At 63.2% G+C, this 20,423-nt stretch carries 25 protein-coding genes, 1 tRNA gene and 1 riboswitch; of the genes, 16 read left to right on the top strand and 10 right to left on the bottom strand.

Annotated elements, in window-relative coordinates; genetic code table 11:
• Positions 1 to 127: 127 nt before the first annotated feature.
• From AC3WK8_RS24585 to ada, 5 genes are all read left to right on the top strand, one after another.
• Positions 128 to 430, top strand: a complete 303-nt coding sequence (locus tag AC3WK8_RS24585; RefSeq protein ID WP_022639119.1) for a DUF1883 domain-containing protein — start codon at positions 128 to 130, stop codon at positions 428 to 430.
• A 38-nt stretch (positions 431 to 468) separates the two neighbouring features.
• Positions 469 to 639 (top strand): hypothetical protein, encoded by a 171-nt coding sequence (locus AC3WK8_RS24580; RefSeq protein WP_022639120.1) that lies wholly within the window; start codon positions 469 to 471, stop codon positions 637 to 639.
• 89 nt (positions 640 to 728) lie between these two features.
• Positions 729 to 1,445 carry a 2OG-Fe(II) oxygenase gene (locus AC3WK8_RS24575; protein ID WP_085599845.1) on the top strand — a complete coding sequence of 239 codons (717 nt, stop codon included), beginning with the start codon at positions 729 to 731 and terminating at the stop codon, positions 1,443 to 1,445.
• Complete coding sequence (gene alkB, locus AC3WK8_RS24570; protein ID WP_085599843.1) at positions 1,435 to 2,169, top strand: DNA oxidative demethylase AlkB; 735 nt, start codon at positions 1,435 to 1,437, stop codon at positions 2,167 to 2,169. Before AC3WK8_RS24575 ends, alkB begins: the two co-directional genes overlap by 11 nt.
• Before the next feature lie 31 nt (positions 2,170 to 2,200).
• A complete protein-coding gene (gene ada / locus AC3WK8_RS24565) occupies positions 2,201 to 3,274 on the top strand; it encodes a bifunctional DNA-binding transcriptional regulator/O6-methylguanine-DNA methyltransferase Ada (protein WP_085599946.1) in 1,074 nt (357 codons plus the stop codon).
• Here the strand turns inward: ada and AC3WK8_RS24560 are convergent.
• Entirely contained in the window at positions 3,238 to 3,726 is a 489-nt protein-coding gene (locus AC3WK8_RS24560) for a GyrI-like domain-containing protein (protein ID WP_022639124.1), read from the bottom strand. The two genes, ada and AC3WK8_RS24560, sit on opposite strands and share 37 nt — an antisense overlap.
• A gap of 214 nt (positions 3,727 to 3,940) precedes the next feature.
• On the opposite strand from AC3WK8_RS24560, the gene AC3WK8_RS24555 reads away from it, so the two are divergent.
• The 7 genes from AC3WK8_RS24555 to AC3WK8_RS24525 all read left to right on the top strand — a co-directional run bounded on the left by AC3WK8_RS24555 (position 3,941) and on the right by AC3WK8_RS24525 (position 11,277).
• On the top strand, positions 3,941 to 5,005 hold the full coding sequence (locus AC3WK8_RS24555; RefSeq protein WP_103326064.1) for an NAD(P)H-dependent flavin oxidoreductase: 1,065 nt from the start codon (positions 3,941 to 3,943) through the stop codon (positions 5,003 to 5,005).
• 178 nt (positions 5,006 to 5,183) lie between these two features.
• Positions 5,184 to 5,951, top strand: coding sequence for a molybdate ABC transporter substrate-binding protein (gene modA / locus AC3WK8_RS24550; RefSeq protein ID WP_103326063.1), 768 nt, complete (start codon positions 5,184 to 5,186; stop codon positions 5,949 to 5,951).
• Positions 5,952 to 6,632 (top strand): molybdate ABC transporter permease subunit, encoded by a 681-nt coding sequence (gene modB / locus AC3WK8_RS24545; RefSeq protein WP_103326062.1) that lies wholly within the window; start codon positions 5,952 to 5,954, stop codon positions 6,630 to 6,632. It begins immediately after the preceding gene.
• A gap of 4 nt (positions 6,633 to 6,636) precedes the next feature.
• A complete protein-coding gene (gene modC / locus AC3WK8_RS24540; RefSeq protein ID WP_085599836.1) occupies positions 6,637 to 7,719 on the top strand; it encodes a molybdenum ABC transporter ATP-binding protein in 1,083 nt (360 codons plus the stop codon).
• 238 nt (positions 7,720 to 7,957) lie between these two features.
• On the top strand, positions 7,958 to 8,995 hold the full coding sequence (locus AC3WK8_RS24535; RefSeq protein ID WP_103326061.1) for a DNA topoisomerase IB: 1,038 nt from the start codon (positions 7,958 to 7,960) through the stop codon (positions 8,993 to 8,995).
• Positions 8,996 to 9,170: 175 nt separating this feature from the next.
• Positions 9,171 to 10,811: an ABC-F family ATP-binding cassette domain-containing protein gene (locus AC3WK8_RS24530; RefSeq protein WP_103326111.1), complete on the top strand. Its 1,641-nt coding sequence runs from the start codon at positions 9,171 to 9,173 to the stop codon at positions 10,809 to 10,811.
• Positions 10,812 to 10,887: 76 nt separating this feature from the next.
• On the top strand, positions 10,888 to 11,277 hold the full coding sequence (locus tag AC3WK8_RS24525) for a VOC family protein (RefSeq protein ID WP_103326060.1): 390 nt from the start codon (positions 10,888 to 10,890) through the stop codon (positions 11,275 to 11,277).
• A 21-nt stretch (positions 11,278 to 11,298) separates the two neighbouring features.
• Here AC3WK8_RS24525 and AC3WK8_RS24520 read toward each other — a convergent pair whose 3' ends face one another.
• The 5 genes from AC3WK8_RS24520 to AC3WK8_RS24500 all read right to left on the bottom strand — a co-directional run bounded on the left by AC3WK8_RS24520 (position 11,299) and on the right by AC3WK8_RS24500 (position 13,990).
• Positions 11,299 to 11,619, bottom strand: coding sequence for a YbjQ family protein (locus tag AC3WK8_RS24520; RefSeq protein ID WP_022639133.1), 321 nt, complete (start codon positions 11,617 to 11,619; stop codon positions 11,299 to 11,301).
• Positions 11,620 to 11,739: 120 nt separating this feature from the next.
• On the bottom strand, positions 11,740 to 11,898 hold the full coding sequence (locus tag AC3WK8_RS24515; protein WP_177409191.1) for a hypothetical protein: 159 nt from the start codon (positions 11,896 to 11,898) through the stop codon (positions 11,740 to 11,742).
• Between the two features lie 221 nt (positions 11,899 to 12,119).
• Complete coding sequence (locus tag AC3WK8_RS24510; protein ID WP_085599830.1) at positions 12,120 to 12,506, bottom strand: MliC family protein; 387 nt, start codon at positions 12,504 to 12,506, stop codon at positions 12,120 to 12,122.
• A gap of 74 nt (positions 12,507 to 12,580) precedes the next feature.
• A complete protein-coding gene (locus AC3WK8_RS24505; RefSeq protein ID WP_103326059.1) occupies positions 12,581 to 13,357 on the bottom strand; it encodes an APH(3') family aminoglycoside O-phosphotransferase in 777 nt (258 codons plus the stop codon).
• A 6-nt stretch (positions 13,358 to 13,363) separates the two neighbouring features.
• Positions 13,364 to 13,990 carry a GNAT family N-acetyltransferase gene (locus AC3WK8_RS24500; protein WP_256592368.1) on the bottom strand — a complete coding sequence of 209 codons (627 nt, stop codon included), beginning with the start codon at positions 13,988 to 13,990 and terminating at the stop codon, positions 13,364 to 13,366.
• A gap of 187 nt (positions 13,991 to 14,177) precedes the next feature.
• On the opposite strand from AC3WK8_RS24500, the gene AC3WK8_RS24495 reads away from it, so the two are divergent.
• The 3 genes from AC3WK8_RS24495 (at position 14,178) to AC3WK8_RS24485 (ending at position 16,074) form a co-directional block, all read left to right on the top strand.
• Positions 14,178 to 15,113: a hypothetical protein gene (locus AC3WK8_RS24495; RefSeq protein WP_103326058.1), complete on the top strand. Its 936-nt coding sequence runs from the start codon at positions 14,178 to 14,180 to the stop codon at positions 15,111 to 15,113.
• A 196-nt stretch (positions 15,114 to 15,309) separates the two neighbouring features.
• Positions 15,310 to 15,396 (top strand) — tRNA-Leu (locus AC3WK8_RS24490).
• A 258-nt stretch (positions 15,397 to 15,654) separates the two neighbouring features.
• Positions 15,655 to 16,074: a hypothetical protein gene (locus AC3WK8_RS24485; RefSeq protein WP_103326057.1), complete on the top strand. Its 420-nt coding sequence runs from the start codon at positions 15,655 to 15,657 to the stop codon at positions 16,072 to 16,074.
• A gap of 166 nt (positions 16,075 to 16,240) precedes the next feature.
• Here the strand turns inward: AC3WK8_RS24485 and AC3WK8_RS24480 are convergent, their stop codons facing one another.
• The 3 genes from AC3WK8_RS24480 to AC3WK8_RS24470 all read right to left on the bottom strand — a co-directional run bounded on the left by AC3WK8_RS24480 (position 16,241) and on the right by AC3WK8_RS24470 (position 18,627).
• A complete protein-coding gene (locus AC3WK8_RS24480) occupies positions 16,241 to 17,425 on the bottom strand; it encodes an MFS transporter (protein WP_256592367.1) in 1,185 nt (394 codons plus the stop codon).
• 174 nt (positions 17,426 to 17,599) lie between these two features.
• Entirely contained in the window at positions 17,600 to 17,983 is a 384-nt protein-coding gene (crcB, locus tag AC3WK8_RS24475; protein WP_085599680.1) for a fluoride efflux transporter CrcB, read from the bottom strand.
• Positions 17,984 to 18,122: 139 nt separating this feature from the next.
• Positions 18,123 to 18,183: riboswitch (Fluoride riboswitch) on the bottom strand.
• Positions 18,184 to 18,363: 180 nt separating this feature from the next.
• Complete coding sequence (locus tag AC3WK8_RS24470; protein ID WP_085599678.1) at positions 18,364 to 18,627, bottom strand: DUF1652 domain-containing protein; 264 nt, start codon at positions 18,625 to 18,627, stop codon at positions 18,364 to 18,366.
• Positions 18,628 to 18,981: 354 nt separating this feature from the next.
• On the opposite strand from AC3WK8_RS24470, the gene AC3WK8_RS24465 reads away from it, so the two are divergent.
• A complete protein-coding gene (locus AC3WK8_RS24465; protein WP_103326054.1) occupies positions 18,982 to 19,470 on the top strand; it encodes a P-loop nucleotide/nucleoside kinase family protein in 489 nt (162 codons plus the stop codon).
• A gap of 49 nt (positions 19,471 to 19,519) precedes the next feature.
• Here the strand turns inward: AC3WK8_RS24465 and AC3WK8_RS24460 are convergent, their stop codons facing one another.
• Entirely contained in the window at positions 19,520 to 19,789 is a 270-nt protein-coding gene (locus tag AC3WK8_RS24460; protein ID WP_103326053.1) for a hypothetical protein, read from the bottom strand.
• Between the last annotated feature and the right edge of the window lie 634 nt (positions 19,790 to 20,423).

The following is a 20,423-nucleotide window of genomic DNA, read 5'->3' as shown; positions in this document are numbered from 1 at the left end:
CTGTTTTAAATTGTCAAAGCCCGACAGCGGGGCCGGATAATAAACCCTTCAGCCTGATAAACTGCAGCACTGCCCACGCAAACGTTTTTTGCTTTAGCCGCAATCGGCTTCCTGGAGTCCCCCCTACATGAAATTCATCCATCAGCGCGAGCACCTCAACGAGGACGACATCGTCGTCATCGAATGCTCCCAGACCTGCAACATCCGCCTGATGAACGACGCCAACTTCCGCAGCTTCAAGAACGGCGGCCGGCACACCTATCACGGCGGCGCCTTCGACAAGTTCCCGGCGAAGATCACCGCCCCCAGCACCGGCTTCTGGAACATCACCATCGACACCGTTTCCCGGCGCGCCATCAGCGTGACCCGCAAGCCGAACCTGACTCACTCGATCCGCATCATCCGCCGCTCCACTTCGAAATTGCGCTAGGTAGCGCTTTCCCCTCCTTGTGACAAACAGGTAGCCCCGTGCCCAACACCACCAAATACGTCATCAAGTACAAGCTAAACGGCGAGCGTCGCTTCGAATTCGCCCAGCTCGAAACCGGTACCGCCGAAGAAGCACTGACCGCCCTGCTGGCCCTGCACGGCCAGAGCGACGACGTCATCAGCGATGTCAGCGTGAGCAAGGCCCTGTAATCGGATTCAAGCGCAAGCAGCGGAGTGCCCGCCACTTCTCGGGGCCGCAGAATGACTGCAGTCCGCCTTCTGTCCAGGAAACTTGCGCCATGACCGTCTCCCCCCTGCCCCATCGCCTGCAACGACTGGACTGGGCCTGCATCGACCAGGCCCTCGACCAGGACGGCTGCGCCCGTCTCCAAGGGCTGCTGAACGTCGATGAATGCCAGGCCCTGAGCGAACTCTACCCCCACAGCGAGCTGTTTCGCTCCAAGGTGCTCATGGCCCGCCATGGCTTCGGGCTCGGCCAGTACCAGTACTTTCGCTATCCGCTGCCCGAGCTGGTAGCCCAGTTGCGCCAGCAGCTGTATCCACGCTTGGTGGCGATCGCCAACCGCTGGAACCTGGCCATGGGCATCGACACCCACTACCCCGAACAGCACCCGCAGTTCCTGCAGCGCTGCCATGAGGCTGGGCAGCAACGCCCCACGCCGCTGTTGCTGCAATACACCACCGGGGACTACAACTGCCTGCACCAGGACCTCTACGGCGAACATGTCTTTCCCTTGCAGGTGGTGTTCTTGCTGTCCCAACCCGAAAAGGACTTCACAGGTGGCGAACTGGTGCTCACCGAACAGCGTCCACGCATGCAATCGCGCCCCCAGGTCATTGGTCTGAAGCAGGGTGATGGGCTGGTATTCGCCGTGCATCATCGACCGGTCAAGGGCTCTCGCGGCCATTACCGGGTGACCATGCGCCATGGCGTCAGCCGTGTGCACAGCGGCCAACGCCATACTCTGGGAGTTATTTTCCACGATGCGCTCTAGCGATACCGCCCCTGGCAACCTCGGCCTGTTCAGCGAGGAAGAACTGCAGCAGCCCCCACGCATGGAGCATCTGGGGCCACAATCCCTGGCGCTGCGCGGGTTTGCCTTGCCCTGGATCGAACGCCTGCTGCCGGCACTGGAGCAAGTGCTGGCGCAGGCGCCCTTTCGCCAGATGCTCACCCCCGGCGGCTTCACCATGTCGGTGGGCCTGAGCAGTTGCGGGCAACTGGGCTGGACCACCGACTTGACTGGCTACCGCTATAGCGCCACCGACCCGCAGAATGGGTATCCATGGCCGAGGATGCCCGAAGTCTTCCGCCAACTGGCCGTGGCGGCAGCGCACGCCGCAGGCTTCGCCGACTTCACCCCCGACTCCTGCCTGATCAACTGCTACCGTCCCGGGGCAAAGATGTCCCTGCACCAGGATAAGAACGAGCACGACTACAGCGCGCCCATCGTCTCCCTGTCCCTGGGCCTGCCGGCGGTCTTTCTGTTCGGCGGCTTGCAACGCAGCGATCGCAGCCTGCGGGTGCCCTTGCTGCACGGCGACGTGGTGGTCTGGGGCGGCGTGGATCGCCTGCGCTATCACGGCGTACTCCCCGTGAAGGATGGCAGCCATCCCTTGCTCGGCCAGCAACGGATCAACCTGACATTTCGCCAAGCCGGCCCGACCCTGGAATTAGACCGCAAGCGACGGAGTGCCGAGCAAGGGGGACAAGGTTAAGCTGGCCACCATTCCCAGCCGAGAACCGACCATGAATGCTCCGTCGCGCAAACAGCGCATCGAACAGGACCCCCGCTGGCAGGCCGTGCTCAACCGCGACGCCAGCGCCGACGACCGCTTCGTCTATGCCGTCAGGACCACCGGCGTGTATTGCCGGCCCAGCAGCCTGTCACGCCTGCCGAAGGCGGAAAACGTCGAGTTCTTCGACAATGCCGAGCAAGCCGAGGCCGCAGGCTATCGCCCGAGCAAGCGCCAGGCCGGCGACCAGACCCAGCTCGCGGCGCGCTATGGTGCGCTGGTGGCGGCGGCCTGCCGGCAGATCGAGAGCGCCGAGTCGGCGCCCAGCCTGGAGCAACTGGCACAGCAGGCGGGAATGAGCAGCTACCACTTCCACCGGGTCTTCAAGGCGGTCACCGGCTTGACCCCGCGGGGCTATGCCAATGCGCAGCGCTCGCGCAAGGTCCGCTCGCATTTGCAGCAGGGTCAATCAGTGACCGATGCCCTGTACGACGCCGGCTTCAATTCCAACAGCCGCTTCTACGAGGCGGCGGACCAGGTCCTGGGCATGAAACCCAGCGACTATCGCGCCGGCGGCTCCAACCGCGATATCCGCTTCGCCGTGGGCCAGTGCTCGCTGGGAGCGATCCTGGTGGCCCAAAGCGAGCGCGGAGTCTGCGCCATTCTCCTGGGAGACGATCCCGAGCGGTTGGTGCAGGAACTGCAGGACAAATTTCCCCGGGCCAACCTGATCGGCGCCGACCAGCAGTTCGAGCAACTGGTAGCCCAGGTGGTGGGCTTCATCGAGGCACCGGCCATCGGCCTGAACCTGCCCCTGGACCTGCGCGGCACCGCTTTCCAGGAGCGGGTCTGGCAGGCCCTGAGAACCATCCCGGCCGGCAGCACCGCCAGCTATTCCGAGATCGCCCAACGCATCGGCGCCCCGCGCTCGTACCGGGCAGTGGCCCAGGCTTGTGGCGCCAACAGCCTGGCAGTGGCGATTCCCTGCCACCGCGTGGTGCGCAGCGACGGCGACCTCTCGGGCTATCGCTGGGGTGTGGAACGCAAGCGTCAGTTGCTGGAGCGAGAAAGCTCGCCCGAGGCATGAACGCCGATATAGATCGCCACCGAGTCGGCGCTGGTATAGACCTCGAAGTCGGTGGCATAGGCGCGGCGCACCTGGGGGTTGTCCTGGAAGTACGCCCAGATGAATCCCCAGGCCTGGATCACGCACTCCGGCATTTCCCCCTTGGCGCTGAACACCAGGTAATCCCCTCCCTGGATATCCACCATCGGATAATCGGCGCAGGCCGCGTCCAGCGCCACGCCGGCGGTCACGTCGAAATACCCCGAGGCATCGGACTCGTAGTTGGAATACACCCCGTAGACGAAGGAATCCATTTGCCTTGGGGCAATCTTGTCGTACAGGTTCTCGACGTAGAAACGCTGCCACATCGGACCGATCCGCGCGGTATCCGCCTGTTGCTCCAGGGTGTTGAGGGTACGCACTTGCAATCCCGCCACCCTGAAAGGCAGCACTTCCCGCAGTTTTACTTCCATGGTCGGCCTTCCTTAACGAAACGATGAGTGGAAAATCCCGGCGCAGTCTAGCGCCTGGAAGCGACCGCAGACAGCCTGCCCGGTATCACCCGGCACGGCCGATCCACCGCGGCTTTCATGCAAGCCGGGCAAAACTCAGCTGGCCTTGGGCCGCTTTCTCCTGTTAAAAAACGCCGCAGCATCGTCTGAATCCGCCGCTGGAGAACCACTTCAAATGAGCCCATGGACCGATACTCGCCTGCTGGACCTGCTGGGAATCGAACTGCCGATCATTCAAGCGCCCATGGCCGGCCCCGCCGGTTCCGCCATGGTGATCGGCGCCTCCCGCGCCGGCGCCCTGGGCTCGCTGCCCTGCGCCATGCTCAGCCCCGAGCAGATCCGCCAGGAAGTACAGGTGATTCGTTGCGCCACGCACCATCCGTTGAATCTCAACTTCTTCTGCCACCAGGTGCAGGCCGTCGACAGCGAGCGCGAAAGCCGCTGGAAGAACGCCCTGGAACCCTACTATCGCGAACTGGGAGTCGACTTCGACGCACCGACACCGGTCAGCGATCGTGCCCCCTTCGATGAAACCGGTTGCCAGTTGGTGGAAGAACTGCGGCCCGAGGTCGTGAGCTTCCATTTCGGCCTGCCGGAGCCGGCGTTGCTGGCGCGGATCAAGGCCACTGGTGCGAAGATCCTGTCCTCGGCCACCACCGTCGACGAAGCCCTGTGGCTGGAAGCTCGTGGTTGCGACGCGATCATCGCCATGGGGTACGAAGCCGGCGGGCACCGGGCGATCTTCCTCAGCGACAGCCTGGATACCCAGGTCGGCACCATGGCCCTGGTGCCGCAGATCGTCGATGCCGTGAAGGTGCCGGTGATCGCCGCCGGCGGCATCGGTGATGCCCGGGGCATCGTCGCGGCACTGGCGCTGGGCGCCTCGGCCGTACAACTGGGCACCGCCTACCTGTTCACTCCGGAAGCCAAGGTCAGCGCCTCCCACCACAAGGCGCTGCGCACCGCCAAGGAAAGCCAGACCGCGCTGACCAACCTGTTCACTGGCCGCCCGGCGCGGGGCATCGTCAACCGCGTGATGCGTGAACTCGGCCCGATCAGCCCGCTGGCACCGGCCTTTCCCCGGGCCGGTGGCGCACTGCTGCCGCTGCGGGCAAAAGGCGAGGCGCAATTCGCCAACCTGTGGTCCGGACAAGCATTGCGCCTGGGCGTGGAGCTGCCGGCCTACGAGCTGACCCTGCGCCTGGCCGAACAGACCCTGGCACGACTGCGCAGGCATTGATGCCTGGTGGCCGTGATCGGGTCGCGGCCACCGCTTGCCGCACCCTGGGCGCAGTTCCGTTCGTCGGCAATTCGCTATATATTTCGCTATACAGCGATTTCTCCTCGCCTTGGTGCAGCCCTTGCATTCCCGCCCGTCACTGCCCAACGCTTCCTTTTCCCCTCAATGGAGCTGTTCGATGAACCTTCGCGTCCCAGGTTTCGCCCCGACTTGCCTCGCTACCCTGCTTGCCCTGTTCGCCTTCGGTTCGGTCCAGGCCGCCGAGGTCCAGGTGGCGGTCGCCGCCAACTTCACCGCCCCGATCCAGGCCATCGCCAGCGACTTCGAGAAAGACACCGGACACAAGCTGGTAGCCGCCTATGGCGCCACCGGGCAGTTCTATACCCAGATCAAGAACGGCGCGCCCTTCGAGGTCTTCCTCGCCGCCGATGACAGCACCCCTGAAAAGCTCGAGAGCGAAGGCGACATCGTCAAGGGCTCGCGCTTCACCTACGCCGTCGGCACGCTGGCCCTGTGGTCGGCCAAGGATGGTTACGTCGACGGCAAGGGCCAGGTGCTCAAGGACAACCAGTACCAGCACCTGTCCATCGCCAACCCCAAGGCCGCACCCTACGGCCTGGCCGCGACCCAGGTGCTGGCCAAGCTGGGCCTGACCGACAAGGTCAAGGGCAAGATCGTCGAAGGCCAGAACATCACCCAGGCCTATCAGTTCGTTTCCACCGGCAACGCCGAACTGGGTTTCGTCGCCCTGTCGCAGATCTACAAGGATGGCAAGGTCACCGGCGGCTCGGCGTGGATCGTGCCTGGCGACATGCATGACCCGATCAAGCAGGATGCAGTGATCCTCAACAAGGGCAAAGACAACCCTGCGGCCAAGGCCCTGGTGGACTACCTCAAGGGTCCGAAGGCCGCGGCGATCATCAAGTCCTATGGCTACCAGCTATAAATGAACCTCTCGAGTGCCGATTTCTCCGCGATCTGGCTGACCCTGAAACTGGCGTCCCTGACCACCCTCATCCTGCTGGTGGTCGGCACTCCGATTGCCCTGTGGCTGTCGCGCACCCGCTCCTGGCTGCGCGGTCCCATCGGCGCCGTGGTGGCCCTGCCGCTGGTGCTGCCACCCACGGTGATCGGTTTCTACCTGCTCCTGGCCCTGGGACCCAACGGGTTCTTCGGCCAGCTCACCCAATCCCTCGGGCTGGGCACCCTGACCTTCAGTTTCAGTGGGCTGGTGCTGGGCTCGGTGATCTACTCCATGCCTTTCGTGGTGCAACCTTTGCAAAACGCCTTCTCGGCCATCGGCAGCCGGCCCCTGGAAGTGGCCGCGACCTTGCGCGCCAACCCCTGGGACACCTTTTTCACGGTGATCCTGCCCCTGGCCCGGCCGGGCTTCATCACTGCCGCGATCCTCGGGTTTGCCCACACCGTCGGCGAGTTCGGTGTGGTGCTGATGATCGGCGGCAACATCCCCGCGAAGACCCGGGTGGTGTCGGTGCAGATCTACGATCATGTCGAGGCCATGGAATACGCCCAGGCCCACTGGCTGGCCGGGGCGATGCTGGTGTTCTCGTTCCTGGTGCTGCTGGTCTTGTACTCCAGCCGCAAGACCCGGGCTGGCTGGAGCTGACGGCATGAGCATCCAACTGCAACTGCAAGTGGGCTATGGCGCCTTCGCCCTGGATCTTGACCTGCAATTACCCGGGCGCGGGGTGACGGCGCTGTTCGGCCATTCGGGCTCCGGCAAGACCACCTGCCTGCGCTGCATCGCCGGCCTGGAGAAAACCGGGCGCGGGCGCATCCAGATCAACGACGAACTCTGGCAGGACAGCCAGCGCAAGCTGTTCGTCCCCCCCCACAAGCGCTCCCTGGGCTACGTGTTCCAGGAAGCCAGCCTGTTCCCCCACCTGTCGGTGCAGGCCAACCTGGAGTTCGGCCTGCGCCGTATTCCCAGGCAGCAGCGCCGGGTCGACATGGCCCAGGCCACCGAACTCCTGGGGATCGGCCACCTGCTACAGCGCCATCCGCAGCACCTGTCCGGCGGTGAACGCCAGCGCATCGGCATCGCCCGGGCCCTGCTCACCAGCCCACGGTTGCTGCTGATGGACGAACCCCTGGCGGCCCTGGACTCCAAGCGCAAGAACGAGATCCTGCCCTACCTGGAACGCCTGCATGACGAGCTGGATATCCCGGTGCTCTACGTCAGCCATTCCCAGGATGAAGTGGCGCGCCTGGCCGATCATATCGTCCTGCTCAGCGAGGGTAGGGCCCTGGCCAGCGGCCCGGTGGGCGACACACTGGCGCGCCTGGACCTGCCCCTGGCCCTGGGCGACGACGCCGGCGTGGTGGTCCAGGGCCAGGTCAGCGCCTACGACCCGGCCTACCAGCTGCTGAGCCTGCAACTGCCCGGCAGCCAGCTGCTGGTGCGCGTGGCCCATGAACCCGTGGCGCCGGGCCGGAGCCTGCGCTTCAAGGTCCAGGCCCGGGACGTCAGCCTGAGCCTGCAGGCCAGCGAGCACAGCAGCATCCTCAATCGCCTGCCGGTCACCGTCAGCGAGGAAATCCCGGCCGACAACACCGCCCATGTACTGGTGCGCCTGGACGCCATGGGCACGCCCTTGCTCGCGCGCATCACCCGCTTCTCCCGGGACCAGCTCGGCCTGCATCCCGGGCAACGACTCTGGGCCCAGATCAAGGCCGTGGCCGTCCTGGCATAGGGGCTTGGCAGGCCGTTGAAAAACTACCTGCGTTGCCATCGCTGCGTTGAAAACAGGCGGGTGCGCCAGCCCGGTCAAAATGCTCATTTACCACTTGTAATCTGCGCCTTTTTTGCCTGTTTGCGCCTTGCGCTGGCTGCCTCGCCTACGTTTTTCAACGGCCTGTTAGAAATCCGGCACCCCGGGGCGGCGGCGCGGTCCATTCCCTATCGGCCCGCCGCTCGAAGGATCCGCTGCCATGCCCGTTACCCCGGACACTCCCGACCTGCCCCCAGACCTGCACTACACCGACGACCGCCAGCCCGGGATCAGCCGGCGCAAGCTGCGAGGCAAGTTCGCCTATTACCAAGCCCAGGGCCAGCGCATCACCGACGTAGCCGAGATCCAGCGGATCAACGCCCTGGCGATCCCGCCGGCCTACGTCCAGGTATGGATCTGCGCCGACCCCAAGGGCCACTTGCAGGCCACCGGGCGTGATGCCCGCGGGCGCAAGCAGTATCGTTACCACCCACGTTGGCGCGAGGTGCGCGACAGCGACAAGTACGCCCGGCTGTTGCAGTTCGGCAATGCCCTGCCCCGGCTGCGCCGCCAGCTGCAGGCGCAACTGGCCAGTCCCGGGTTCAGCCGCGACAAGGTCCTGGCCACGGTCATCACCTTGCTCGATGAAAGCCTGATCCGGGTCGGCAACAGCCAGTACGCCAGGGACAATCGCTCCTACGGGCTGACTACCCTGCGTAACCGCCATGTCCAGGTCAACGGCAATGCCATTCACTTCCAGTTTCGTGGCAAGAGCGGCGTCGAGCACCAGATCACGGTCCGGGACCCGCGCCTGGCACGAGTGGTCAAGCGCTGCCGGGAGTTGCCCGGCCAGCAGCTGTTCCAGTACCTGGACGAAGACGGCCAGCGGCACTCGGTGAGTTCGTCGGATATCAATCTGCACCTGCAGCAACTGACCGGGATGAGCTTCACCGCCAAGGACTACCGCACCTGGGCCGGTAGCGCTCTGGCCCTGGCGCTGCTGCGGCGCCTGCCATGGCAGCCGGACTCGGAAGCCAGGAAACACCTGGTGGCCACCGTCAAGCAAGTGGCCTGCGAACTGGGCAATACCCCGGCGGTCTGCCGCAAGTGCTACATCCATCCGGCGCTGCTGGAGGGTTTCGCCCAAGGTGAACTGGCCCGCTTGCCACGCTCGCGCAAACGCCAGGGCCTGAAAGCCGAGGAAGCCGCCCTGGCACGCTTTCTCCGAGACCTTGGGCAGCCCAAGCCGCCGGCTTGAATACAAAACCCATACATTTAAGGCTTGGCAGCCGGAATCTTCCGGCGCTAGGCTACGCACCTTCCTAGCCGTCCAAGGGCGATTGCCAACGTGAACAACTAAGCCTTCCAGAAATGTATCCGCGACGAGCCCTTCCATGCTCGTTGGCCTGTTTGCGCATTTTCCGGAGGTGCTGATGACTCACGTCACCCGGCTGCCCGCACTGGTTTCCCTGAACCAGCTGACTTACCAATTCGCCAATGGCGAAACCCTGCTTGACGCCCTGAACCTGACTTTCGATCGCCAGCCAACGGCCATCGTCGGGCGTAACGGCATGGGCAAATCCCTGCTGCTGCGCTTGATCGCCGGCCAATTGCAACCCACTTCCGGCAGCATCCAGCGCAATGCCCACCTGGCCTACGTGCCCCAGGACCCGCGGCCCGAACCTGGGCAGAGCGTGGCCCAGGTCGCCGGGCTCGCCGAGGCGCTGGGCGCGCTGGAGCGCTTGGCGGCCGGCACCGCCAGCCTGGAAGACCTGCAACAGGTGGAGGAGCGCTGGGACCTGGCCGAACGCCTGCGCCAGGCCCTGGACGCTGCCGGCCTGCCGGAGGTCGGGCCGGACGATCCGGCCGCAGTCCTCAGTGGCGGGCAACTGGCCCGGGTGGTGCTGGTCGGCGCCCTGCTCAGCGCCGCCGAGTTGCTGTTGCTCGACGAGCCCAGCAACCACCTGGATCGCAGCGGCCGGCGCTGGCTCAGCGAGCAATTGCAGCAATGGCGTGGCGGGCTGATCCTGGTCAGCCACGACCGCCAGTTGCTGATGCAGGTGCAGCGTATCGTCGAGCTCAGCCCCCACGGGGTACAGGTCTACGGCGGCAACTACGAGCTGTTCCAGGCCCAGCGCGAGGCGCAGCATGAAGCGGCCCAGGCGGCCCTGGAACATGCGCGGACCCAGCGCAGTCGCGAGCACAAGCGCCTGCAACGGGAGCACGACACCATCCAGCGCCACGCCGCGGCATCGCGCCGGTACGCCAAGACCGCCAATGTCTCGGGTTTCGAACGGGCCAAGATGCTCGGCGCCGCCCGGGACATCATGGGCAAGGTGCGCCACACCCACCAAGGGCACAAGGACAACCTGGATGACCAGGTGCGCGAGGCCTTTGCCCGCGTCGGCCCGGAACAGCCGACGCTGCTGACCTTGCCCGCCACCACCCTGCCGGCGGGCCAGAGCGTGTTCAACCTGCAACAGGCACAGCTGCCCTGGCTGGATAGCCGCGCGCCATCGTCCTTCCTGACCTGCAATGTCAGCGGGCCGGCACGCATCGCTCTGGTCGGCCCCAATGGCTGTGGCAAATCCACCTTGCTGAAGATGCTCGCCGGCCAGTTGCAACCCGTGAGCGGCGAATGTCGGGTGGCAGTGGCCAGCGCCTACCTGGACCAGCACCTGGCGCAGCTGGACCCTGGAAACTCCCTGCTGGAGCAGTTGGCCAGCGTCACCTTGCCTCTGGAAGAGAGCGCCCTGCGCACTCGCCTGGCGCGCCTGCAACTGGACGCCCAGCGGGTGCAGCAACCCTGTGCCTTGCTCAGTGGTGGGGAACGCCTGAAAGCCGCGCTGGCGCTGGCGCTGTGGAATGGCAACCCGGCACGCCTGCTGTTGCTCGACGAACCGACCAACCATCTGGACCTGGAGTCGGTGCAAGCCTTCGAACGGGCCCTGCGGGACTTCCCCGGAGCCATGGTGGTGGCCTCCCATGACCAGGACTTTCTCCAGGCCCTGGCCGTGACCCATACCCTGCAATGGTCGGCCCAAGGCTGGCAGCTCCAGGAGCACCAAGCATGAGTTCACGCGTTACAGGCAGTGCGCGACTTCGTGCTAGATTCGCGTCCTCTCATCCAGTGACAGGGAGCGTCAACCCATGCAGTTCGGCTACACCATCATCTATGTTCCGCAGGTGGAAGACTCCTTGCGGTTCTTCGAGCAAGCCTTCGGCTTCAAGCGCCGCTTCCTCCACGAGTCCGGCACCTACGGGGAACTGGAGACCGGCAGCACCGCCCTGGCCTTCGCCGACCACCAGTTGGCGCAGATGAACTTCCAGGACGGCCACGTCGCCGCCCATAGCTCACGGCAACCCCTGGGCATGGAGCTGGGCCTGGTCACCGAGGATGTCCAGGCGGCCCACGCCAAGGCCCTGGAACACGGTGCGCGGGAACTGGCCGCACCCATCACCAAGCCTTGGGGGCAGACGGTGTCCTACGTCCGTTGCCCGGATGGCACCCTGGTGGAATTGTGCACCCCGATCGGATGAGCCTCGCCGACTCGCCGCCGGTTACTTGAGCTTGACCGCAGTGCCGGTGGCGAAGACCACCACCATGCCGCCGCGACCTGAAGGCATGCTGATCTCGAAATCCACACCGACCACGGCATCGGCATCCAGCCGACGCGCGCGATCCTTGATCTCGTCAGTGGCCTGGACCCGGGCCTCGCGCAAGGCACGTTCGAGGGTCTGGGAGCGCCCACCGAAGAAGTCGCGCATGCCGGCGAACAGGTCGCGGACCACGTTGATGCCCTGGACGGATTCCGAGCTGACGATATCCAGGTAAGCGGCGATTTCGCGGCCTTCGATCTGGGCGGTGGTGGTGACGATCATGGGTTTCTCCCTTAAGCGAACAACCCGTCCCGATACCCCGGGACGGCAACGCCGGCGATGGTACCAGAGCAGGCAGCCGGCACCAGGAACCACAACCCCGCTCGATGGCGGGGCTGTGGCTCAGGGTCTCAGGGGACGTTCTTCATCCAGCTCCGACAGGCTCTTGCCGTCGTCCGGATGCTTCCAGGTCTGGGGTGGCGGCTCCCAGTGCTCGACCTCGGGCTCCTCCACCTCCTCGTTGCTTTCGTGCTCGCCAGGGCGTTGCTGTTGCAGTGCCATGCCCACCTCTCTTCCTGAAGGGATTTGTGCTTCGCTTCTTGAGGTTAGAACAGTTACCGCAGCAGCCGGCCATTTGCCGACCAAATACGAAGCGGGGCCTGGATGAAACTTCTTTCATCCAGGCCCCGGCTCGGTCTCGGTATAGTCGCCTTGCTCATTCAAGCAACTAAGGTATTGGCCCGCGCTCTCCCGCGGGCATTTTTTTGCCTCCCGAACACCCCTTACTGAGGGTCCAGTTCCTGGCAGTCCTTGAGCAGGACCTGCTCCTTGGCAGTGTGATCGGCCTCCAGGAACGACAGCACGGCGCCCTTGCCCTTGGTATGCCAGCGGAAGCTGTTCTGCTCGTCGTCCGCCACATACAGGGCCCCGGAAGCCGAGCGTGCGATGTGCATCGGAATCAGTTGGTCCTTGTAGTAGAGGGTGGCGAAGGAAGTACCGTTGTCGATGTTCAAGTAGGCCGCGTCGATACGCACCTTGCCTTCGCACTGGTAGCGAGCGACCTGGCTCTGATAGGAGGGCTCTGCAACCTGTGGCTGCGCGGCGTGGGCCAGCATCGGCAGGGTCGAGGCCAGAACAGCGGCGCAGAGCGGTGCAAGACGGTTCTTCATGGTGTTTCCCCCAGACAGATAAAGACGTCCCATGGGACTGGCAGGACCGTTGTTAGTTCAGCCCATGGACCGCCCTAGAACAACTCATCCAGCTGTTCGAAGTATTCACGCCGGGCAGGCTGGTCGGGCAGCGGCAGGCCGGCCAGGAACTCATCGGCAAGCTGCGGGCCGAGCTGTTCGCGCAGGTCACGGTGGACGAAGGCGATATCCAGCCAAGGATCGGCCAGGCCGCCGCGCCCGAGATCGATGAAATGCAGTTCACCGCGCTGATCGACGAAGACATTGCTGTCGCCCAGGTCGCCATGGGAGAACAGCCGCTCTTCCCGGGGCCTGTTGCCATGCAAACGATCCCGTAGATCCTCGGCGCTGGTCAGGCCCGCCCATTGCCCGAGATCATGCTCCGCAGCACACAGTCCGTTGGCCAGCAGGTAGTCCAGCTCCGCGAGGCGCACCGCGATACCCGAATCCAATGGACAATCCATCACCGGCACCGCCTGTACCTGGCGCAATGCCTGTACGAACAGCTCCAGCACCACCGTTGGCTCGCCGAGCCACTCGGACAGCGGCACTCCAGGCACTTGGCGGGTGATCATGAACTCGTGCCCAGGGTCCTGCGCCACCAGTACCAGCTCGGGGACCTTCAGCCGCCCGGCCAGCCAGTCCAGGACCCGAGCCTCGCGCAATACGCTGTAGGTGGTGGGCGCGAAGATCGCCGGTGACGACTTGAGGAAAAACACTTCCCCCGAACGATGAAAGCTCTGCACCCGACAGGGCGACTCGCCTACGGTATCGGGCACCAGCTGAGCATCGCCGATGAACCGGACAATGCTGGACGGCAGTTTCATCGACATGGCGGCTTACTCATCTAGTGCAGGCCTGGACTTGGGTGGCGCCATGGAACCGCTCCGGTCATGGGGCATCAGTTCCAGGTAATCGGCAAGATCGCTCGGCACCAGTGGCTTGAGCATGATAGACACTTGATGGCGCAACAGACCCAGCTCGATATCGTCCCGGGTTCGCACCTGGGCGTAGCCGCATCGCCTCCAGAAGCCCTGGGCCCGCAGGTTGTCCTGCACCACCACCAGCCGTAGCCAGCGCGCGCCCTGTTCACCAGCCCAGCTTTCGAGCTGTTCATGCAGTTGCCCGGCGATGCCGCCGCCCTGGTGGGAGCTCGCCACCATGAACAAGCCGATATGCCATACCCCCTGGGCCAGCAGATCGCTGACCAGGCTGGCAAAAGCCACCAGCTCGCCCTGATCGTCGAAATAACCGATCTTCCATTTGCGGGTAAAACTCCAGCCTTCGGGCAGGCTGTCCTGGATCTCGTTGCGGGCTTCGTCCGGCTGCGGCGCGCAACCATGCACCAGATGGAAGTAGCCTGGGTTGGCGACAAAGAACCGCTGCAGCACGGCTTCGTCGGCCAGGGTGATTTCCCTGGCGTCCAGGCCCGTCGATGCCGCCAGGGGCAGTGGTGCTTGCAACATGTTCCGGCTCCGTCCCGCATGATCCAAGTGTGGTTTGCGGGCCGATCCTAGCCTGCGCGACAGTCCGGCAACAGGCTCTATTTGTTGGAAAACTGTACCGATCGCCCCGCCTGCGACGCCCTGCGGGTTTGTTATCATCGATCCGCCTTGAGCGCCCTGCCCCTACCCCCACCCGTGGATTTTCCCGATGTCCGATCCCTTGTCCTCTCCAGGCTACCAGCGGCTACTGGCGCTGCAGCAGCGCATTCATCAGTTCACTCGAGAGCAGGCCGCCGAGCGCGACGACGATCCCGATGACTTCACCACGCCGCTGTGGACCAGCGACTACAACTACCTGGCCCTGGCGCCCATGCGCGGTGGCTTGCATGTGGAGTTCCATGGTGAGCTGTGGGACGAGCCCCTGGCCTGGACCCTGGAGTGCCTGGCCGAGCAGGCCGTGGCCAGCGTCATCAGTTCGTTGCTGTTCTGCGGCCCCGACACCGGCGCCAACGGCACCCGCGAATGGGAGTTCACTCCGTTGCTGGACAGCGCCGTGACCTTTACCCAGCTCAGGTCCCTGGCGATCAGCCCCACCGCCCCCGAGCACCACAACACCTCGCTGGTGCAAAAGGCCGGCAGCATGATGGCAGAGGCCGGAGAGATCGCCCGCTTCGTCGCCAAGGCGCCCTACCTCAGCGAACTGACCTTGCCCAACGCTCCCAATGGCGATTTCTTCCAGGTGGACCTGTCACACCTGGAACTGCTGCGCATTGGCGCTGGCTCCGACACCCAGGGCTTCATCGACAACCTGGCCGCAGCGAACAACTTGCCAGGCTTGTCCACCCTGGACTTCAGCGAATCCAGCGAGCTGCAACAGACCTGGGCGCAGCGGCGCGAGGCCGGTGTCGTCACCGCGTTTTCCAGCTACGAAAAGCTGTTCGCCAGCCCCGCCATGGACTCGCTGCGGATACTGCGGCTGCGCAACACCTGCCTGAGCCTTGCGCAACTGCAAGCCTTGCAACAGATGCGTGCCGCTTTGCAGTTCATGGTGATCCAGGCCACGACAGGCGGCTACGTGAGTCATTTCGCCCGCGAGGTATTTCCCTGGCGGCACCTGGTGCAGCCGGACCCAGGACAGCGCTGAAGCAAAACCAGCCAAAATAATCGTAGCCCCATGATTTATCGCGGTTTTTTTCGTGCCTCCAAAGCGCCGGAAGAAGCCTTTTTGGCGGTTTCGACCTTGCTTCACAAGGAGTGGATGTATATATTCCACACCCTGTTTCAAGCACTGGCTGGCGCAATGCCAACTCAAGACCCCAGTGCCGCGTTATCGCGCTACCGCCCGAATGGCGAAACTGGTAGACGCATGGGACTTAAAATCCCCCGCTCGTAAGGGCGTGCCGGTTCGATTCCGGCTTCGGGCACCATATAAATCAAGGGCTTGCGTGATTTCATCATGCAGGCCCTTGTTGTTTTTGCTCCGCAATTTTAAAGCGTGCTCCGCAATTCTCATTTCCGCGGTTTCCCGGAATTTGACGCTTTTTCATTGCCGCTGTTATTTCTGCAGGACTGTGGATGCTGGCCAGGTATGTGCATACCTTGCGCTTCAGTAAATCCGTCAAACCGGAACCGGTAGTTCTGTCCTGACGCTCTTGCTGCTGAATATCGACTGATGGAACTGTCAAATGAAGGCTGCGCCCCTAAAGCTCGTAGTACTTTTTTACATCGGCATCTGCTCAGCGTTCACCGATGGCACGCCGGCGACAAACGCCCTGCGCGGGCCAGCCGGTATCATTGCCGGAGAGTCTTTGCTCACGGCCAGAGCCAAGCTGCTCGAACATGATTGGAAGCCGACACGGATACACGCCACTGATCACTATGAATACAGCGGGGTGGAACGGGAGCTGGCTATGCACCATTTGTTCGAGGTCGATACCTGCTCTTTTGATAGCTCGCGTTGCATCCTGTTCTACTCAAGGAAAGGTGCCTGCCTTCGTGTCGACACCATTGGCGAGCGACTCAACGACATGACCGTTACGCACTGGGCAGACATGTGCCCTGGTGCGCCGGCATCAGGCAAGGGTGGCACGCAACAACCACGATAATGCTGCCTTGTTGATCAGTCAGCCCATTCCCGACACCCCAATACGGGCCAACTAGTACCCTCTGGCTGGCAAAGGCGGCCATCAGCGAAAGGCCCGGCGGGTAATGAGATAAACCGGGCATGCCTCGGTATTTTCTGTTGCGCAGTCCTCTGTTTTTCCACCACTCTCATTGCTCCGGCGCGCTGCCACCCCCTCCTTCACAGGCCATCCCGGGCACCGCCGAAGTACGCGGTTCGCTACGCGAGCGCAAGCCCGAGATGATCATCAGCACGATCGCCGGGACGATCACCAGGCTGGCCGAGAGCATCGCGCCCTTGAACCCGGCCACATCCAGGGCCTGCCCGCCAATGATCACGCCCACCCCGATCGCGCTGTTGAGCACTGCGGTATGGATCGCGGTCGCCGGCACCGTGTGCTCGCCGGCGACCCTCAGGACCCAGGTCTGCAAGCCGGTGAACAACGCCGAGATCGACACACCCCAGAGCACCAGCAGGCCGACCACCAGGACGACGCCCAGCCGCGGCCCATAGCCCCCCAGGATCACCAGGGCCAGGGCCATGCCGAGCAACGCCACCAGGATGAATGCCTTCAGGTAGCGATCGATGAACAGCGCGCTCAACAAATTGCCCAGGAAACCTGCGGCTCCAAAGGCGAACAGCAGCACCGCGATCATGTAGGAGGTGATGCCCGGTACCTGGCCAATGAACGGCTCGACGAAGGTATAGGCGCTAAAGTGGGCGGCCGCCGTCAGCCCGGTGATGACGTAGGTGATCAGCAGGTCCTTGCGGCGCAGGACCACGGCGAAACCGCCGCCCTCGACCAGCGAGGGAATACGCATGCTCGGCAGCACCAGGGCCATTGCCGCGGCGCTGGCGACACACATCAGGGCCAGGCAGGCGAACGCCGTGCGCCAGCCATCGTACTGGCCTACCAGATTGATCAACGGCACGCCCATGACGGTGGCGATGGTGATCCCGCCCAGCACGATCGAGGTGGCCAGGCCCATGCGCCGTGCCGGCGCTATGTGTGCGGCGGTGGCCGCCACGGTTGCCCAGAACACCCCGTGGGCCAGGGCTCCCACTGCCCGGGCGCCGAGCAGCATCGAGAATTCAGGGGATAACGCCGCCAGTGCGTTGGATACCGCCAGCACCAGCATCAACACGATCAGCAGCGTCTTGCGGGCGATCCAGCGGTTCAGCCAATTGGACGACAAACCGCTGGCGGCACCGATCCACGCGTACAGGGTCACGGTCAGGCCGACGGTGGACGGTACCTGGTCAAGATCGGCAGAAATCTGCGACAACATGCCGATGGGGGCGAACTCGGAAGTCACCATCGTGAACGAAGCCACGCACAGCACGCTGACTGCACACCATATTCGCAAGGCCGTGTCGACCATCGGTAATACCCACCCCTGTCTGCTACGCCCCTGAAAATATCCAGAGACATGATTATTCAGTTATACGATTCAGCTCTTCGAAGATAGCTTTTCATCGCCCAAGCAATGGCACTTTTTCCGCATTCCTCATCGGGTACCGAGCAACTGGAAGGATGCCAGGCCCGCCGCCGTCATCAGCAACGAGCCCACCACATGCAGTGCCACCGAGCCCAAGGCCCACAGCAACTTGCCCTCCTGGAGCAGGGATACAGTCTCAGCGGAAAAGGTCGAGAACGTGGTCAGCCCTCCACAGAAGCCGGTGATGATCAATAACCGCCATTCAGGGCTCAAGGAAGGAGATGCCGCGAGGAAAGCCAGGGCCAGGCCAATGATGTAGCCACCGACCATGTTCGCCACCACGGTCCCCGGGGGGATGGCCGCAAACAACAGATTGAGCTTGAGGCCCAGGAACCAGCGTAACCAGGCACCGGTCGACGCGCCCATGGCAATGACCAGGAGTGATTTCAGCATGCTGGGCAAACCTCCATCGAGGGGCATGGCCGATGGGGAAAGCGAGAGGTGATGCAAGAAGGGAGTGCTAGAGCAGTCGGTATCATGGTCCTGTCCTGGTTGAGGACAGGGGCAGGCACACCTACGCACCCTGTCCAGGGTTCACGTAGGCATCATCAGCACGAAGCGGTTCAAGGAGGAATGCCATCTCCGGGGGCAAATCCTAGCGCAGGAGAAATCGCAGCTTCAAGGATCACGTGCAAGTCCCCAAGGGAGTTCGCCCAGTACAGATGACCTCGCCATCCATGAACCGGTAAAGAGCCACAGATACTGGGCGAACGGCTAAACGCTATGCCCTCGCCATGGGATGTTCAACTGTCAACAATGATCGGGCAGGCAAGTCAGCCGACAGGGCTGCCGAAGCCGCCGGCGAAAGCTCGCCGCCCTGCTCGCAGCTCGGTGCGCAATTCGCCGATCAGGTTGGAAATATCCCGCACGCTGGTGAGCTGCGCGGTGGAAACGCCCGGGAGCAGCAAGTCCACCCGGCCAGATACCGCATCGTAGATCTTGATGGTCAGCGATCCGCCAGGATTGACATTGCAGGCGCAGGAAAGCGGCAGGAAGCCGGATTCCAATATGTGGCACAGCTCATGGGTCGAGAGCATGGCATCCTAGCCTACGTAGTGTTGATGGGAATTTTTCCGATCCAGCATAGGCGAGCATGCGCCTTGTGTATCGGAAAAAACACACCCCGGTGTTAACTGCATCGCAGTTCCTGAAAATGGCCGACCACGAACTAGCCGCCACTATTTTGCTGCTGACAGCCCTTAAGGTTTTCCTGGGCATGGTTTCGCCAACTGTGTATGTTCGCTCCATGGACCGACTTCTTCAGCCCTGCCGCCCAGCGATTATTACCATCCTCTAGAGGGTGGGCCAGCGGCTGTCCGAACCGCAATCAACCCGCCTCGGAGGCGGGATTCATGACCGCTCTTGCGAGGCTTCAAGCAAGGAGACGAAGCATGAACCCTCCATCCAACCCGGTCTTGCACCTGCTATGCGGCAAGATCGCCTCAGGTAAATCGACACTCGCCCGGCAACTGGCCCAGGCCCCTGGCTGCGTGCTGATCTGCGAGGACCTGTGGCTGGCCCGGTTGTATCCGCAGATGATCCATTGTCTTGCGGACTATCAACTCCACGCCCGACGCCTGGGCGAGGCCCTGGGGCCGCTGGTCGTCGCCATGTTGCAGGCCGGCACCAGCGTGGTGCTGGACTTCCCCGCCAATACGCTGGCCCAGCGCGCCTGGTTGCGCGGCCTGGCGGACCAGGCACAGGTTCCCCATCGCCTGCATGTACTGAATGTCGCCGAGGGTGTCTGTCGCAGCCGGCTGCGTGAGCGCAACAACCAAGGCGAGCACCCGTTCGCCACCAGCGACGAACAGTTCGAGCTGATCTGCAGTTACTTCGTCGCGCCCCAGGCGGCGGAGGGGCTGAATATCGTCGAGGCCTGAAGCGACAGGCGGTGTGCGCAGCGGCTAAGGCGGTCGCTGCGCTGCAGGCTCAATAGGAGTGGCCGAACCGCCTGGCATAGTGGTCTTCCAGGCCGCGGCATTCATCCGCAGGTGAGGCGGCGTCGACCACAGGCTTGGTCGAAGGCAGGTTCTGCCGACGGCAGTGCAGGATTTCTTCCTGGGCCCGGGCACGCTCCCTGTCGACCTCGATGTTGAAGCGGACGATGCACGCTCCAAGGATCACGGCAATGCCCATCAGGGACAACGCCAGTGCCCTGAACCCGTCGCTGTCGGCCCTTTCATCCTCGTCCCGGATCATCAGCGTCCCACCGCACGCATACGTCCTCCTACTCAGCCTGCGTACTGTATCAGCTCCGGGAACCGGCACGAAAATGGCGACCCAAATGGTCAAAAGAACAGGGGATACCGGGCCAGGAGGCGCATGCGGCCAGTCCCTGGCAGCACTGGCCTGGGTAAATCGCAGGCAAAAAAAAGCCCAAGCAGCTGATGGACACTTGGGGCTAAAAATGCATAAACCGTGGTAGGTGAACGCGGAGCTATAGTAACGGGTTGGTACATTCTGTAACAAGTTATTTTTTGAAAAAAACGTAAATAAAAGCACTTAACCATTTAAATATCCACAATTTTTTTAAGTCATTATTTTTCAACAACTTAACTCTCCACCCTGGCCACCCGCCCTTTGAGCAGTACTACACAGGGGCTTCAGCCCCCGATTCCGGTTAAACGAAAATGCGCTGAAAATTCACACAATCGCAACAGACAGGCCCCTGGAGCCCCCTTACATTGCCGGCACCCACCTGAATGGACTGCGTTGGCATGAACGATTTTCTCGACACCCTGCCCCTGCTGCTTTGCCTGACCACCTTCGCCTGGTGCTGCTGGGGGTAGTCCCTGGAAACCCCGTCAATCGACCCCACTGCCCTCCCTGTTAC

The sequence above is a fragment of the Pseudomonas sp. FW507-12TSA genome, from assembly GCF_058781435.1.
The sequence above is the reverse complement of the archived record's forward strand: the minus strand, read 5'-3'. Positions and strand labels throughout refer to the sequence as shown.

Excerpts from the sequence above, each read along its gene's own strand:
- AC3WK8_RS24485 (WP_103326057.1), top strand. The coding sequence starts at position 15,655 with ATGAAGGCTGCGCCCCTAAAGCTCGTAGTACTTTTTTACATCGGCATC.
- AC3WK8_RS24470 (WP_085599678.1), bottom strand. The coding sequence starts at position 18,627 with ATGCTCTCGACCCATGAGCTGTGCCACATATTGGAATCCGGCTTCCTG.
- modC (WP_085599836.1), top strand. The coding sequence starts at position 6,637 with ATGAGCATCCAACTGCAACTGCAAGTGGGCTATGGCGCCTTCGCCCTG.
- alkB (WP_085599843.1), top strand. The coding sequence starts at position 1,435 with ATGCGCTCTAGCGATACCGCCCCTGGCAACCTCGGCCTGTTCAGCGAG.
- AC3WK8_RS24575 (WP_085599845.1), top strand. The coding sequence starts at position 729 with ATGACCGTCTCCCCCCTGCCCCATCGCCTGCAACGACTGGACTGGGCC.
- AC3WK8_RS24460 (WP_103326053.1), bottom strand. The coding sequence starts at position 19,789 with ATGATCCGGGACGAGGATGAAAGGGCCGACAGCGACGGGTTCAGGGCA.
- AC3WK8_RS24520 (WP_022639133.1), bottom strand. The coding sequence starts at position 11,619 with ATGATCGTCACCACCACCGCCCAGATCGAAGGCCGCGAAATCGCCGCT.
- modB (WP_103326062.1), top strand. The coding sequence starts at position 5,952 with ATGAACCTCTCGAGTGCCGATTTCTCCGCGATCTGGCTGACCCTGAAA.
- AC3WK8_RS24510 (WP_085599830.1), bottom strand. The coding sequence starts at position 12,506 with ATGAAGAACCGTCTTGCACCGCTCTGCGCCGCTGTTCTGGCCTCGACC.
- AC3WK8_RS24585 (WP_022639119.1), top strand. The coding sequence starts at position 128 with ATGAAATTCATCCATCAGCGCGAGCACCTCAACGAGGACGACATCGTC.
- AC3WK8_RS24505 (WP_103326059.1), bottom strand. The coding sequence starts at position 13,357 with ATGTCGATGAAACTGCCGTCCAGCATTGTCCGGTTCATCGGCGATGCT.
- AC3WK8_RS24535 (WP_103326061.1), top strand. The coding sequence starts at position 7,958 with ATGCCCGTTACCCCGGACACTCCCGACCTGCCCCCAGACCTGCACTAC.
- ada (WP_085599946.1), top strand. The coding sequence starts at position 2,201 with ATGAATGCTCCGTCGCGCAAACAGCGCATCGAACAGGACCCCCGCTGG.
- modA (WP_103326063.1), top strand. The coding sequence starts at position 5,184 with ATGAACCTTCGCGTCCCAGGTTTCGCCCCGACTTGCCTCGCTACCCTG.
- AC3WK8_RS24560 (WP_022639124.1), bottom strand. The coding sequence starts at position 3,726 with ATGGAAGTAAAACTGCGGGAAGTGCTGCCTTTCAGGGTGGCGGGATTG.
- AC3WK8_RS24500 (WP_256592368.1), bottom strand. The coding sequence starts at position 13,990 with ATGTTGCAAGCACCACTGCCCCTGGCGGCATCGACGGGCCTGGACGCC.
- AC3WK8_RS24530 (WP_103326111.1), top strand. The coding sequence starts at position 9,171 with ATGACTCACGTCACCCGGCTGCCCGCACTGGTTTCCCTGAACCAGCTG.
- AC3WK8_RS24495 (WP_103326058.1), top strand. The coding sequence starts at position 14,178 with ATGTCCGATCCCTTGTCCTCTCCAGGCTACCAGCGGCTACTGGCGCTG.
- AC3WK8_RS24515 (WP_177409191.1), bottom strand. The coding sequence starts at position 11,898 with ATGGCACTGCAACAGCAACGCCCTGGCGAGCACGAAAGCAACGAGGAG.
- AC3WK8_RS24465 (WP_103326054.1), top strand. The coding sequence starts at position 18,982 with ATGAACCCTCCATCCAACCCGGTCTTGCACCTGCTATGCGGCAAGATC.
- AC3WK8_RS24555 (WP_103326064.1), top strand. The coding sequence starts at position 3,941 with ATGAGCCCATGGACCGATACTCGCCTGCTGGACCTGCTGGGAATCGAA.
- AC3WK8_RS24525 (WP_103326060.1), top strand. The coding sequence starts at position 10,888 with ATGCAGTTCGGCTACACCATCATCTATGTTCCGCAGGTGGAAGACTCC.
- crcB (WP_085599680.1), bottom strand. The coding sequence starts at position 17,983 with ATGCTGAAATCACTCCTGGTCATTGCCATGGGCGCGTCGACCGGTGCC.